Here is a 12,980-nt window from a genome sequence, read left to right as displayed (position 1 = left end):
TATATTCCCCATAGGAAATATGTATAAGGATGCAAACACAAAATGGGGACGAAACCCAAAAAAACAGAAGATCTAATGAAAGACCTTCTGTTTCTGAAATGGTGAAACTCCGTATGATGTCGCATCTGGTGATGGGTTAGACCGGGATTTCCCCCTGCTCTCTACGGAGCGATCGGTTAACGCCTATGACGAGCAGAATGGAACAGATTAACAAGCAGCATATCATCAAGATTACACCGCTCCACCCCCAGCGGCTTAAGAACACCCCCCCAGTCCAGCCGATGAGGCTCGATCCGGTGTAATAAAACAGCAGGTACAATGATGAAGCATACGCTTTCGAACGCGGGCCGGCAACCAGACTGATCCATCCGCTGGCCACACTATGAGCGGCAAGGAACCCGGATGCGAACAGCATGAGTCCGATAATCAGAAGGACAAGATGACCTGATAATGTCATCAAGGCACCGACAAAAGCCATGAGAATAGCACAGCTCATCAGCCGCGAACGCGAATACCTTTCTGTCAGCCTGCCGAAGAGATAAGAGCCCACCGAACCGGCCAATTGAAAAACAAACAGAAAACCGATCACGGTTTGACTGAGATGATAAGGCGGTTTCGATAACGGGAAGCTAATATAGTTGAATAATGCCACATAGACGCCAAGCAGCAGAAAACCCATGCCATAAATGTAAGACAGGTTTTTGTTCTTCAGTCCGCTTACGATTCCTGTGGCCCAGTTAGCGAATGAAAGGCTGATTTTCGTGAAGTTTTTGGATTCAGGCAAGTAAATCCAGAACAGCAGGCTGCATATTAAACTGAATATTCCCAATACCAAAATAGCGATGTTCCACGAAAACAAATCCGTTAATGTACTGATGATGACTCTTCCGACAAATCCTCCAAAAGCAGATCCGCCTACATAAATTCCCATGATTCTTCCGATATTGCTTGCAGAGATTTCCTCGCCCAAATAGGTCATCGCGATGGCTGGAAATCCGCTCATTGCCACTCCCTGCACAATCCGCAGCATAATCAGGGTTTTAAAATCAGGGCTGAAAGCAATCAGGATGCTGAGTAGCGACGCCAGAAGTAAAGAAAGACCCATGATTTTTTTCCGGCCCCAAGCATTCGAGAACACCGTAATAAACAGCATGCTGACAGCCAGCGCAACCGTTGCGCAGGAAATCGTCAAGCTTGCGGTCGACGGATTAATGTTAAATTCTTCTGAAAACGTGTGGATTAAAGTTTGCGGGCCATACAAAATAGCAAAGGTCACCGTGCTTCCCAGCAGCATGCTGAGAAAGGTCCGCCGATACGCAGGGGTACCCCGTTCAATATATTCCATGAAAATCTCTCCTCGTTGTTGATCCTACGTAAGTGTAATCCGCACATAACGATAACGTCCAATGTGTTATGATTATAGAACTGATACCTTTTTGTTATCGAAAATGAAGAGAGGTCGTAATCGTGGAATGGCAGCAGCTTGAATATTTTCGTATCGTCGCAAGAACCGAGCACTTTAGAAAGGCCGCCGAGCAGCTGGCCATTTCTCAGCCTGCCCTCAGCCGTTCGATTTCCAAACTGGAGGAGGAACTTGGGGTCAGCCTTTTTGACCGCATAGGCCGCTCCGTTCAGCTGAATCATTTCGGGAAGCTGTTTTTAAAACGGGTCGAGAATGGACTGAACGAGATTTCGATTGGCGTCCAAGAAATCAACCAGTTGAAAAATCCTTATACAGGCACGGTTGCCCTGTCCTTTCTACAAACCCTGGGCATATCCGTATTGCCTGAAATGATCCGCAGGTTTCATCAACGATATCCTTTGGTGGACATTCAGCTCCATCAGAGCAACATATTCACCAGCCTTCAAAAGCTTCTTCACAGAGAAATCGATCTATGCCTGATCAGCTCTTTCGATCCCTATCCGGAGGTCACCTGGTACCCGTTATTCAAAGAGGAATTGTATCTTTATGTACCTGCCGGCCACCGTTTGGCCGCAAGAACCCAAGTGGCGCTGAGCGAACTGTCTAAAGAACATTTTATCGGCTTCAAGGAAGGCCTCGGAATGAGAAAGCTGATCAATGGTTTTTGCGGACAAGCCGGATTTACACCTCTCGTCACATTTGAGGGTGAAGACGTATCCACCTTGGCCGGACTTGTGTCCGCGGGACTTGGAGTGACTTTGATCCCCTCCTTCCACGGAGTCAGTTCAGACAAAATCAAAAAAATCCCCATCTCTGAGCCCTATTGTTACCGGGAGATCGGACTCGCCTGGTTGCATGGAAATCCCTTATCCCCATCTGCCGAGTTATTTCGGTCCTATGTGATCGAAGAAAACCTGACACCTGGAAATGATTGATTTCCCCGGACAACTCCGACTATATTTAGAATAAAGCAGCATCCATTACAAGCAAAAAGAAAGAAAGATTATGAAGATAAAACATATACTATGGGTTTCCGGCTTGTTTATACTGGTGCTCTCCCTGATCCGCATTGTCTGGTTGTCCTGCAATGCTTCGCCTGCACATCCGGTTGCCGTACGCGGCGAACTGGATTTACGAAGTTGGAACTTCGCGGAAAGCCGCTCCATACCGCTCGACGGCGAGTGGGAATTCTATCCGAATCAGCTTCTGGATGCGGACTCATCCCGGCAAGTGCCGCCTTCCCCGCAGGAGTATATACAGGTTCCCGGCAGCTGGAATAAGTCGCTATCTTCCGGTACAAATACATACGGCTATGGTACGTATCGTCTGCGGATCCGTATTCATCCGGACGAGCAGCAATCCTTCGGCCTGCAAATAGCTAAAATAGCTACCTCCTCCGAGGTGTTCGTCAACGGACGCTCTCTGAAAAAAATGGGTGAACCCGCGGCGGATAAAAAAACATATCAGGCTCGCGTCGTTCCGTATACCGTGTATTTTTCGACGGACAAAAGCGAAATTGATCTGATGCTGCATGTGGCGAATTTCGATAACCCCCGTGAAGGAGGCATCTTCCAGCCGATCAAATTCGGATTTGATAAAAAGGTAAACTTCTCACAGCTGTTCACGATCAGCATGCAGCTCCTGGTGTGCTCCATTTTTGCCATTCATCTCATCTATGCTTTCATTCTCTACATCAGCGGCTTTCCGCAGAGATTCCTGATTTACTTCATGCTTGCCGTCTTCAGTGCGATCGTCATGACCTTGGTCGATGACAGCCAGCTTCTCTTCGTATGGATGCCCATGAGTTATGAAGCCAGCATTCACATCTACCGCTTGGCCTACGACTCCGTTGCGCTATTCCTGCTTTTGGCTATCAAGCAATTGCTCCCGGCTTACCGTTATCATAGAATTTTCAATCTCTTCATCATCGTCGGAACTTTGCATGCCGTTCTAGGCTTGCTGGCACCTGTCCAAGTCATTATTCAGGCCAGATATTTTCTTTATTGCATATATCTCTTTCCGTTCCTCGTCGCCTTCGCAGCCTCAATCCGTCAAGCCATGCTCAATAAACGAGATGCTATTTACTTGGTTCTGATCACCTCCGCGCTCGCAAACAACGTGATTTGGGGAATCGTCCAATCGGCGGAATGGTTTGAGAAAGTGTATTATCCCGTGGATCTCATCGTTGCTTTCATCACATTTGGCGCTTATTGTTTCAAGCAGTTTATTAACACGTACAACGAAACCTCCAGATTGGCCGTGCAGCTCCAGAAATCCGATAAAATGAAGGATGAATTCCTCGCGAGCACATCGCATGAGCTGAGAACGCCGCTTCACGGCATGATGAACATTGCGCAGAACGTGCTGGAGGTAAATCACAAGCAGCTGAACTCTCAAAGCGCGCAAAATCTGCAGCTGCTGATTACGGTCGGACGCCGCATGACGCTGATGCTGAATGATTTGCTTGATCTGACCCAGCTCCGGGAAGGAAGAATCAAACTTCACCTCGGCAGCATCCGGATTCAAGCGGTCGCATCGGGCGTGCTGGATATGCTGCAATTCTTGACGGAAGGAAAAAAGGTACGGCTCCGCATCGATATTCCTGAAGCATTTCCGTTTGTGTTGGCGGATGAAACCCGGCTTGTCCAGATTCTGTTCAACTTGGTCCATAATGCGGTGAAGTTTACGGAAGAAGGCAGCATTTCCGTCCAAGCAGAGATTCGTGACGGTCAAGCTTGGATACATGTGTCGGACACGGGCGCGGGAATGGATGAGGAGCTGCAGCAAAAAGCCTTTCTGCCCTATGAGCAGGGAAGCCTGCGGACTAACTCCTCGGCAAGCGGCCTCGGCCTCGGACTGAGTATTTGTCAGCAAATGGTACAACTGCACGGCGGGGTGCTGAGCGTAAAATCCGCTCCTGGAGAAGGCTCGGTATTCACCTTTAATCTTCCTCTCTCTGATGAGTCAGATGACGGGGATTCACTGCTGACTGGTACTGCTTCAATTCATGGGAGCTACGCGGCTGCGGCCCGCGAATTTCCTGAAGCGCAGCCTGTCGTCGCCCGTATTCTCCCTTCTGACAGACCGAGAATTCTGGCAGTGGACGATGATTCTATGAATCTGAAGATTCTCGGTGACCTGTTGTCGGAGCAGTACGAGATCGTCAGAACAACAAGCACGCAAGAGGCGCTGGAGCTGCTGCAGTCGTCATCCTGGGATTTGGTGATTGCCGATGTGATGATGCCGCAGATTTCGGGTTATGAGCTGACACGGCTCGTCCGGGAGCGCTTTTCCCTATCCGAGCTTCCCGTTCTGCTCCTGACTGCACGAAGCCGTCCTGAGGACATGTATGCCGGCTTTCTGGCAGGGGCCAGTGATTATGTCACCAAACCGGTCGATGCCCTGGAGCTCAGGTCCAGAGTACGGGCTCTCACCGATTTGAAGCAATCCGTACATGAGCGGCTTCGCATGGAGGCAGCGTATCTTCAGGCCCAGATCCAGCCGCATTTCCTGTTCAATACACTGAATTCCATCACGGCTCTTAGCGACATCGATACCGGAAAAATGAATGACCTGATCGACGCCTTCAGCACGTATTTGAGACTTAGCTTCGATTCGTTAAATGCCGGCCAGCTCGTATCGCTGGAGCATGAGCTCGAGCTTGTCCGCTCCTACCTATACATCGAGCAGGAACGGTTTGGAGAACGACTGAACATCGTTTGGAACCAAGGTCCGGATATTCATGCCCAGCTGCCGCCGCTGACCATCCAGCCGCTCGTGGAAAATGCCGTAAAGCACGGGGCACTCCGACGAGCCCATGGAGGAACGGTATATATCCAGATGATGAGCCGGAAAGACTGTATCTTTGTCACCATCGCCGACAATGGACCCGGAATGGATCATGACCAGATGCACCAGCTTCTGAATCATCTGAATCATCTGCATCAATCGAAAGGTCGACAGGGCATCGGTCTTCGTAATACCGATCGGCGCTTGAGGCAACTTTACGGCAAGGGACTCCAGATCGAAAGCCAACTTGGTGAGGGAACCATCATTACCTTCGAAATTCCGAGATGAACATAAAACCCAGCCGCTGTATCAGCGGGCTGGGTTTTATGTTCATCTACTATTTCTATTTTTATGTATTACTCATATTCAGGCGATTTGCACCTCATAAGACACTGATTCTGACTTACCCAAATAAAGCGATCCGTTTCTTATCATAATCCCCCTCCAAAAGATCCATCGCTTTCTTAAAAGTCATGTCAAACTGGCTAAACAATTGATCTAAGGTTTTTATACTTAATTGTTTATAATCGATATCCGATACCATGAGGGCTACCCTGTGTGCAACTTTTCTTTTTAAAATTTTATTGTTGTTTCCGGTATACTGTTTATCGATCCTGTTGAACTCTTTAACAATGTATTCTTGAATTTCTTGCAATTCTTTTTTGATAGGAGGATCATTTTTATTATCCAATGCCAGTCTACCGCGCTCTACATGCATGTAAATACCTCCTATATATAAATTTCCACCTCAAGACCCGCAAATGTAAGACAAAAATTTCCGCTGAAACTCAAAGAAGAACTTGACGAAACTCTCTGATTATCCATATTTTATCAAATCGCCGGATATTAATAAAGCGAGCAGGCTGTTACAACTTATGATTGCCCTGCTTCAGAATGTCTACCGCTACAGGGACAAGCATTATATCTTGAAAACAAAAAAGCCGCCTGCATGCGACTTCTTGTACGTGTTTGTTCTTGTTCTAGCGTAAGATAACGGTCTTCCCCTGTTTTCAGCAGCATGGTTCCCGCTAATTGCCAATCTCTAATCTATGAAATGAAGGAATTCTCCCGTTCCCACTTCCGGTACCATTCGATGAGCTCCTTGCTTGGGGACATGCCGTATTCCAGAAGAAGGGATTCCTCCAACATTTGAAAAACCCGCCTAACCTCACCCGGATGGTGAAGCATTGCGTATACCCTCATCAGGCCTGCATATCCCTCTTCGATATAAGGCAGCTTTTCGATCATTTTCTGATACATTCCGATCGCCTCTGAATACTGCGCCGACTCAAACCGGCATTCTGCAATTTCTTTGGCATGATCCAGCCAGAGCAGACGCAGACGCTCCTGTTCGGGCTCCGCCCACGTATATCTGTGTTCCTCCAGAAAATCCCCCGTGTACTTATCCATGATCGCCATGTGCATATCAAGCGTCCCCGGCATAACAGCCGGAGCTTCGCGTAAGCTGGTTTCCCATTCCTCGGCATCCAACGTAACGCTCCCCCATTCGAGACGGTAACCCTCATCCTGATATTTAATTTTAATATCCAATTCGTAGGTTTTGATCATTCTGCGGATTTGGTAGATGGCGGTATGGAGCTGGGTCGTCGCTTTTTTAATGTCATGGTCCGGCCAGAGGAGATCCATCAGCGTTTGTTTGCTCACCGTCTTGCCGCGGTAATAGATCAGATAAGCGAATAATTCGGGTGCCTTCAGCGTTTTCCATGGAAAGGACTGCGCTTCCTGATGTTGGTCTATAAAATGCAGGCTCCGCAAACAGCAGAGCGATGCGGATTGACACGGTCCGGCGGACGAAGACTGCGATACCCTATTCATGGTCACGGCCAGTCTAGAGGCATGTACAGGCTTAAGCAAATAGTCCAGAGCATTGATCTCAAACGCCCTTACCGCAAAATCCTGATAGGCGGTAACGAAAACGATCTGCATGGAAGGATGCAGTTCCATTAGACGTTCCGCCAATTCAAAACCGCTCATCTCGGGCATTTCAATATCCAAAAAGGCAAGATCCGGTGCCTTTTCGGCCGCAATAGCCAATGCGCTGCGGGAACTCTGAAATGCTCCGATCAGCTCCACATTCACATTGAAGCCGTCCTGCGACTGCAGGAGCCTTTCCATTTTCCGCAATGCCAGGTTTTCATCGTCGACGATTATGGTCTTCAAAGCCTTTCTCTCCCCCTGAGTTTCATTGCCTACCCTCATCATTATTTTAGCAACAAAGAGTCTCAAGGAATATACACTTCTAGCATCTTTCATGAACAAACTTAATTCTCGGTATGCATACCCGGGATGACCGAACAGTGTTCCCAATCGTCCATCATCATATATCCTCGCCGGACCAAGGCAAATATGGTATTCGTCGTGCAGTACCATTCGAGGTCTAAAGCCTCCTGTGAAGGGTACACTCGTTCCTGAATCGCCTCCAGGTACGTCCAATATCCGCCTTGCTTCCAGCGCATGAGCTTTCCGCCGTGTTTTTGCGCCATCTCCAGCGCTTCCTGTTGTTTGTCCGATAAAACCATATCATTCACCACACACTTCATTCTTCATTGCCAAACCCGGATCACCGAGTCTGGCACGGCTTACGATATCCCCAATTTCCAAAGACTTACTACTATGATTAAAGCACAAAGCTCTGAATATATTCTGAACATCGCACCCTCCGAATCAAAAAAAAGAGGGCTTTCGCCCCCCCTTCCTTCTATACTTTATGAACCCTGCGCCTTTCATAATCAAAGCATGAATAACCTGGGTCACAATCGGACAGCAGCTCCCGATGAAGCTTTATCAACCATTCCGGATCCAGCTTTACGACTTCACGGTCATAGGTCATCAGCCCGTTGATCTCGGTCTCCACATCCGTCAACTGCGTATATACAGCGGCACAAACGCCTTTGGCGATGAGCGGCATCAGCTGCGTACGGATCAGCTTGCCATAGGCAGTGGTCAGTTCCTCCTGCGATCTGCATCTCTTGTATCCGACTTCCTTCCCTTCCTGCCAGACATGACCCTTCGCAAGCAGGCTGTAGCCTCCATATTCAGAGATCACGACGGCCCGACCTTTAATACGGTTTGGCATGCGAAGCTTGCGGAAGTAGATGTGAACGCTCTTCATCTGGCCAACCTCCTGATCATGCCAGCCGCTGGCGTGGTCGACAGGACGCGATGGATCGTAAGTCATAAGCCATTCAGCCGTCTCGGCGGCATCGAATTGTCCCCAGGCTTCATTAAATGGTACCCACATCCCGATGCTCGGGACGTTGTACAGCGTATCCACCATTTCTTTCAGCTCTTGACGATACTGTTCCCGGTTGGCTGGATCCTCCCGCCCCAAGGATTTGTATTTATCATCCTTCACCTTGAACGCCCCGAAAAGGTTCGGCAAGATAATATGATGCCAGTGATTCCAACCTCCGCCGCCGTTGATCATGTCCTGCCAGACGATCAGACCCAGCCGGTCGCAGTGGTAGTACCAGCGGGCAGGCTCAACTTTGATATGTTTGCGGGTCATGTTGAAGCCCAGTTTCTTGGTCATGATGATATCGTAAGCCAAGGCCTCATCCGTCGGGGCGGTGTAGAGTCCGTCCGGCCAATATCCCTGATCCAGAATGCCATGCTGGAATACGGGCTGGCCGTTCAGGCACAGCCTGGGGATACCCTGATGATCCTTCTCGACTCGGAATGAACGCATGCCGAAATAGCTCTCCACGGTATCCACTGGCTGGCCGTTCTCCACCAGCTGGATGGTCAGGTCGTATAAAAAGGGGTCCTCCGGGCTCCAAAGCCGCGGATTTCGGATAGGCAGCTTCAGCGTGTCTCCCGGTCCGCACCGGCCGTATGCAATCCGGATTCCCTTTTCATATGCGGCTGCTTCATAGATCGTGCTGCTGCAGGTTGAATCCTGAATTTCCATATGTATGTGAAGCTCTTGCTGACCGATGTCAGGCATGAGGCGAAAAGAATGGATGAAGTTCTGCGGAACCGGCTCCAGCCAAACGGTCTGCCAGATGCCGGACACGGCTGTGTAAAATAGCCCTTTGGGCTGCAGCGTCTGCTTCCCCCGCTCCTGCCCATGCGTTTCGGTCGGGTCCCATACGATGACGACGAGTTCATTATCTCCATCGTTCAAGCAGTCCGTGATTTCGAGCGTAAACGGGCAATAACCCCCGATATGTTCTCCTGCCCGGTATCCGTTAACCCATACCTCCGTCTTCCAGTCTACCGCGCCAAAATGCAGAAGCAGGCGCTGGCCCTGCCAGTTCTCCGGTATAAGAAACGCTCTCCGGTACCATAAACGCTGATCCGGCTCAAGCGGCTGGCCCACCCCTGACAGAGAGGATTCCACCGGGAATGGAACCAGAATATATCCGTCATACGACGCCGGATTGTCCTGAACAGGGCAGATCGCGTATTCCCATAATCCGTTCAAGTTCATCCACTGCTCCCTGACCATCTGCGGCCGCGGGTATTCGGGAAGGACATTTTCAGGATTTACTTCATGCGCCCACCGGGTCATCAGCTTGCCCTCTACAGGGCTCCATGTCTGGTTGTGCCTCTCTTCCATGGCCCGCCTCCTCATTGCTTCTAACAGCTGGATTATATCACCATTTTATACGTAAAATTGACTTTCGAATATGAAAGATTCAGAGAAACCGGAAGGGGATGCCTGTTCAGCGGATGTTAAGAATTGCTGTAAGAGAAAGTTTAAGCAGCCATGATACAATATAATAAAATGAAAGCACTTCACCTTGAGGGGGTTAGAAAAATCGACCAGAGAATGGATTTGATGCGGCGCTGCCACCCGGACTCCGTGAAAGTATCGCGCATGGTTGGGTTCATCATGGGCTTGATATTCATCGCCGTCTCCACTGCATATGTTGTTTTCGCTGCATGGAGGCACTGGACTGTGCTGCCGGGCTGGATCGCGCTTGCCTTAAGTATATTGCTTCTCATCTGGTATACCTGGGTTTCACCAGGGATTGCCTACCGGATGTTCGGCTTCCGTGTATCAGAAGAGGATCTGGAAATAAAATCCGGATGGATTTGGTATAAAGACATCATCGTGCCGATGACCCGCGTACAACATGTGGAGCTAGAGCGGGGTCCGCTGCTGCGCAAATACAACCTGGCAGAGGTGAAGGTGGTCACGGCCGCCACGAGCCATGTTATTAAAGCTCTGGAACTTCGCGAAGCAGAGAGCCTGAAACAGCGCATCGGCGAGCTTGCGAAAGTGGTGGAGCATGATGAATGAACTGCTGGAGCACCGTCTTCACAAGCTGTACATCGTTTTCCCGCTGATCAACAGTCTGAAGGCTCTTCTTCCCGTAATTATCCTATTCTCATATAAAATATTCGGAGGCAAAACCATAACGCCGGCTGTGCTTCCCTGGATGATCGTCGCCGTTATCACGGGTATTGCGCTCCTTCTCTTGTACGGATGGCTGCAGTGGAACCGATTTGTCTACCGGCTGTCGGATGACCGGATCGTCATTAGGCGAGGAGTGATCTTCCGGGAGGAGCTGTCGATCTACACCGGAAGGATTCATTCCATGAACATGGAGCAGCCTTTCGTGCAGCGGATCCTCGGACTAACCCAAGTCAAGCTGGACACGCCGGGCAAATCCGATGAAGACGGGGGCAGACTTCCCGCCGTATCCTCCAGCGAAGCGCTTCGTCTGCAGCAATGGCTGCGGGAACGCACCGCACCAAGCGAGGTAAGGAATCCCGAAGCAGCACCGGATATGGCAAATATCGTGCTACAGGAGCAGGAATCTGCGAAGCAAATATACATGAATGGTTCCCACCTTGGGGACAACCCGATATCAGCCATCGGAAAGCCGGAGGGGAGTCCGGCCAAGTCAAATGCTGACGCTGCGACAAATATTCCATCGGCGCTGCAATTGCAGCCAAGCCCCTCCGTGACCCTGCCAGTCGAAGAACGCAGCGTACTTCTGACGCTTTCGCCCGGAAGACTGTTCATCGCGGCGCTGACTTCGTTTAATCTGTCGTTGGCATTTGCCTTTGCAGCAGGCGTATTCTCGGTTGCGGACGACATTCTGCCCGATAAGCTGTATGCGAGGCTGTTTTGGGAAGCCGGAAGCTGGCTGCCTGGCGGCTGGTTCGCCATCGTTCCGGTTGCGATTGTACTGGCCTGGATTTTGTCGGGCATCTTGTTCACGGTCAAATACGCAGGCTTCAAGGTTGAACGCGTGGGCAAACAGATCGCCGTCACGTCCGGACTGTTAGACCGCAAACAGCTATTTTTCTCGCCGAAGCGCGTGCAGGCCGTCTCGGTCAAGGAAGGTCTGTTGCGCCAGCCCTTCGGCTACGCAGAGGTGAAGCTGCATGTTCTTACATCGGAGTCCGAGAAACATCTGATGCTGCATCCCATGCTTCCGATGAAGCAGGTCGGGAAACTTCTGGAACAGATCGTACCGCAGTTCAAGGCGGAAACGGCCGACCGCAAATCGCCGCGGCGCGCTTTATGGATGACCCTGCAGCTCGATGTGGCGCTAACAGCCGCCGTGTGTGCTATTTGCATTGGTTATTTCAAAATGCCGGGCTTATGGTCCCTGCTGCTGCTCCCCTTGTCTATCTTGTGGACGGCGCTGTCTTACCGGGACAGGGGCTTCGCCCTCCGGGAGAAGCAGCTTACGATGCGCAGCCGGACCATTTCCCGCATTACCCGATATGTCCGGCGTCCGCAGGTCGTTGCACTTCAGGTCACCGCGACACGGCGGCAGAAAAGACGAAACCTGCGTTCCTTTAAAGTGAGCCTGATCGCAAGTCAATATAATCAGTCGCTGAGCCATTTGGAACAATCCGATGTGGAAGAGATCTGGCATTGGTTCCGTCTGCGCCCGAACAATTCCGAATGAATGAGGCGGATTGGAACGCGCACAGGGACAGGCACATGCAAACCGTGAGAAATCCGGGTATATACCAAATCTAAACAAGCATGAAATTGTTCAGGAAAAACAAAAAGCGAGAGGCCTGCGGCCCTCGCTTCTTCTATGCATCGAATGGTATTGTTTCGTTCTCACCTATTTGGCTTTCACAGCCGAAGAGGCTTCATGTACCGTGTTCCTGCTGCCGGTCAGCAGCAGCATCAAGAATGAAATAATGATAATGGCGCCGGTCCACGCCCAAGCCATGCCCATATTGCCCGCATCCACCGCCACGTAAATGGCTGTCGGGATCGTCTGGGTTTTGCCCGGAATGTTCCCCGCGATCATCAAGGTCGCACCGAATTCGCCGAGTCCCCGCGCAAAGCCCAAAATGAATGCCGTGCCCAGGGAGTGGAAGGTCATCGGAAGAGTAATGTACCGGAATACTTGCCACTCATTCGCTCCGCTGGCTCGTGCGGCGTTCTCGATCTCCGGATCAACGGTAGCAAAGCCGTTTTTCATCGTCTGGTATACCAGCGGGAAGGATACCACTACCGAAGCGATCACGGCTGCCCACCAAGAAAAGATTACAGGTGCGTTAAACAGCCATTCGATGGCTTGCCCGACCCAGCTTTTCCGGCCCAGAACAACGAGGAGCAGAAAACCGACGACCGTTGGCGGAAGCACAAGCGGAAGCAATAATGCGGTTTCCAGCATGATTTTCCCCTTGAATTTCCGTTTGGACATCCACCTGGCCGCTGCGACGCCGAGAATGAGCACCACGATGCCGGACAGCAGCGAGACCTGCAAAGAAATTCTAACAGGCGACCAAAAATCATGCCCGTTCATCATTGACACATCCT

Annotated in this window: 10 protein-coding genes; 4 read left to right on the top strand and 6 right to left on the bottom strand. The window is 50.4% G+C overall.

Annotation, left to right across the window (positions count from 1 at the left end; all coding sequences use genetic code 11):
• Nucleotides 1–136 precede the first annotated feature (136 nt).
• Nucleotides 137–1,345 carry an MFS transporter gene (locus tag GRF59_RS26805; protein WP_160500781.1) on the bottom strand — a complete coding sequence of 403 codons (1,209 nt, stop codon included), beginning with the start codon at nucleotides 1,343–1,345 and terminating at the stop codon, nucleotides 137–139.
• A 122-nt stretch (nucleotides 1,346–1,467) separates the two neighbouring features.
• On the opposite strand from GRF59_RS26805, the gene GRF59_RS29890 reads away from it, so the two are divergent.
• Together GRF59_RS29890 and GRF59_RS26795 are read left to right on the top strand one after the other, a co-directional pair.
• Nucleotides 1,468–2,358 carry a LysR substrate-binding domain-containing protein gene (locus GRF59_RS29890; protein ID WP_160500780.1) on the top strand — a complete coding sequence of 297 codons (891 nt, stop codon included), beginning with the start codon at nucleotides 1,468–1,470 and terminating at the stop codon, nucleotides 2,356–2,358.
• Between the two features lie 70 nt (nucleotides 2,359–2,428).
• Nucleotides 2,429–5,500 carry an ATP-binding protein gene (locus GRF59_RS26795; protein ID WP_202128901.1) on the top strand — a complete coding sequence of 1,024 codons (3,072 nt, stop codon included), beginning with the start codon at nucleotides 2,429–2,431 and terminating at the stop codon, nucleotides 5,498–5,500.
• Between the two features lie 115 nt (nucleotides 5,501–5,615).
• Here the strand turns inward: GRF59_RS26795 and GRF59_RS26790 are convergent, their stop codons facing one another.
• From GRF59_RS26790 to GRF59_RS26775, 4 genes are all read right to left on the bottom strand, one after another.
• Nucleotides 5,616–5,930: a hypothetical protein gene (locus tag GRF59_RS26790; RefSeq protein WP_160500779.1), complete on the bottom strand. Its 315-nt coding sequence runs from the start codon at nucleotides 5,928–5,930 to the stop codon at nucleotides 5,616–5,618.
• A 329-nt stretch (nucleotides 5,931–6,259) separates the two neighbouring features.
• Nucleotides 6,260–7,393: a response regulator gene (locus tag GRF59_RS26785; RefSeq protein WP_160500778.1), complete on the bottom strand. Its 1,134-nt coding sequence runs from the start codon at nucleotides 7,391–7,393 to the stop codon at nucleotides 6,260–6,262.
• 101 nt (nucleotides 7,394–7,494) lie between these two features.
• Entirely contained in the window at nucleotides 7,495–7,752 is a 258-nt protein-coding gene (locus GRF59_RS26780; RefSeq protein WP_160500881.1) for a hypothetical protein, read from the bottom strand.
• Nucleotides 7,753–7,931: 179 nt separating this feature from the next.
• A complete protein-coding gene (locus GRF59_RS26775) occupies nucleotides 7,932–9,794 on the bottom strand; it encodes a glycoside hydrolase family 2 protein (protein WP_160500777.1) in 1,863 nt (620 codons plus the stop codon).
• A 168-nt stretch (nucleotides 9,795–9,962) separates the two neighbouring features.
• On the opposite strand from GRF59_RS26775, the gene GRF59_RS26770 reads away from it, so the two are divergent.
• Both GRF59_RS26770 and GRF59_RS26765 read left to right on the top strand, forming a co-directional pair.
• Entirely contained in the window at nucleotides 9,963–10,481 is a 519-nt protein-coding gene (locus GRF59_RS26770) for a PH domain-containing protein (protein ID WP_202128900.1), read from the top strand.
• Entirely contained in the window at nucleotides 10,453–12,108 is a 1,656-nt protein-coding gene (locus GRF59_RS26765; RefSeq protein ID WP_237392075.1) for a PH domain-containing protein, read from the top strand. Before GRF59_RS26770 ends, GRF59_RS26765 begins: the two co-directional genes overlap by 29 nt.
• Before the next feature lie 165 nt (nucleotides 12,109–12,273).
• Here the strand turns inward: GRF59_RS26765 and modB are convergent, their stop codons facing one another.
• Nucleotides 12,274–12,969: a molybdate ABC transporter permease subunit gene (gene modB, locus GRF59_RS26760; protein ID WP_237392092.1), complete on the bottom strand. Its 696-nt coding sequence runs from the start codon at nucleotides 12,967–12,969 to the stop codon at nucleotides 12,274–12,276.
• Between the last annotated feature and the right edge of the window lie 11 nt (nucleotides 12,970–12,980).

The organism is Paenibacillus dendrobii (genome assembly GCF_009807035.1).
Taxonomy (GTDB): domain Bacteria; phylum Bacillota; class Bacilli; order Paenibacillales; family Paenibacillaceae; genus Paenibacillus_AQ; species Paenibacillus_AQ dendrobii.
This window is presented reverse-complemented; position numbering and strand designations above follow the sequence as displayed.

What these genes read in the sequence shown, in the direction of transcription:
- GRF59_RS26770 (WP_202128900.1), top strand. Translation starts at nt 9,963, where the DNA reads ATGAAAGCACTTCACCTTGAGGGGGTTAGAAAAATCGACCAGAGAATG.
- GRF59_RS26775 (WP_160500777.1), bottom strand. Translation starts at nt 9,794, where the DNA reads ATGGAAGAGAGGCACAACCAGACATGGAGCCCTGTAGAGGGCAAGCTG.
- modB (WP_237392092.1), bottom strand. Translation starts at nt 12,969, where the DNA reads ATGATGAACGGGCATGATTTTTGGTCGCCTGTTAGAATTTCTTTGCAG.
- GRF59_RS26780 (WP_160500881.1), bottom strand. Translation starts at nt 7,752, where the DNA reads ATGGTTTTATCGGACAAACAACAGGAAGCGCTGGAGATGGCGCAAAAA.
- GRF59_RS26805 (WP_160500781.1), bottom strand. Translation starts at nt 1,345, where the DNA reads ATGGAATATATTGAACGGGGTACCCCTGCGTATCGGCGGACCTTTCTC.
- GRF59_RS26790 (WP_160500779.1), bottom strand. Translation starts at nt 5,930, where the DNA reads ATGCATGTAGAGCGCGGTAGACTGGCATTGGATAATAAAAATGATCCT.
- GRF59_RS26795 (WP_202128901.1), top strand. Translation starts at nt 2,429, where the DNA reads ATGAAGATAAAACATATACTATGGGTTTCCGGCTTGTTTATACTGGTG.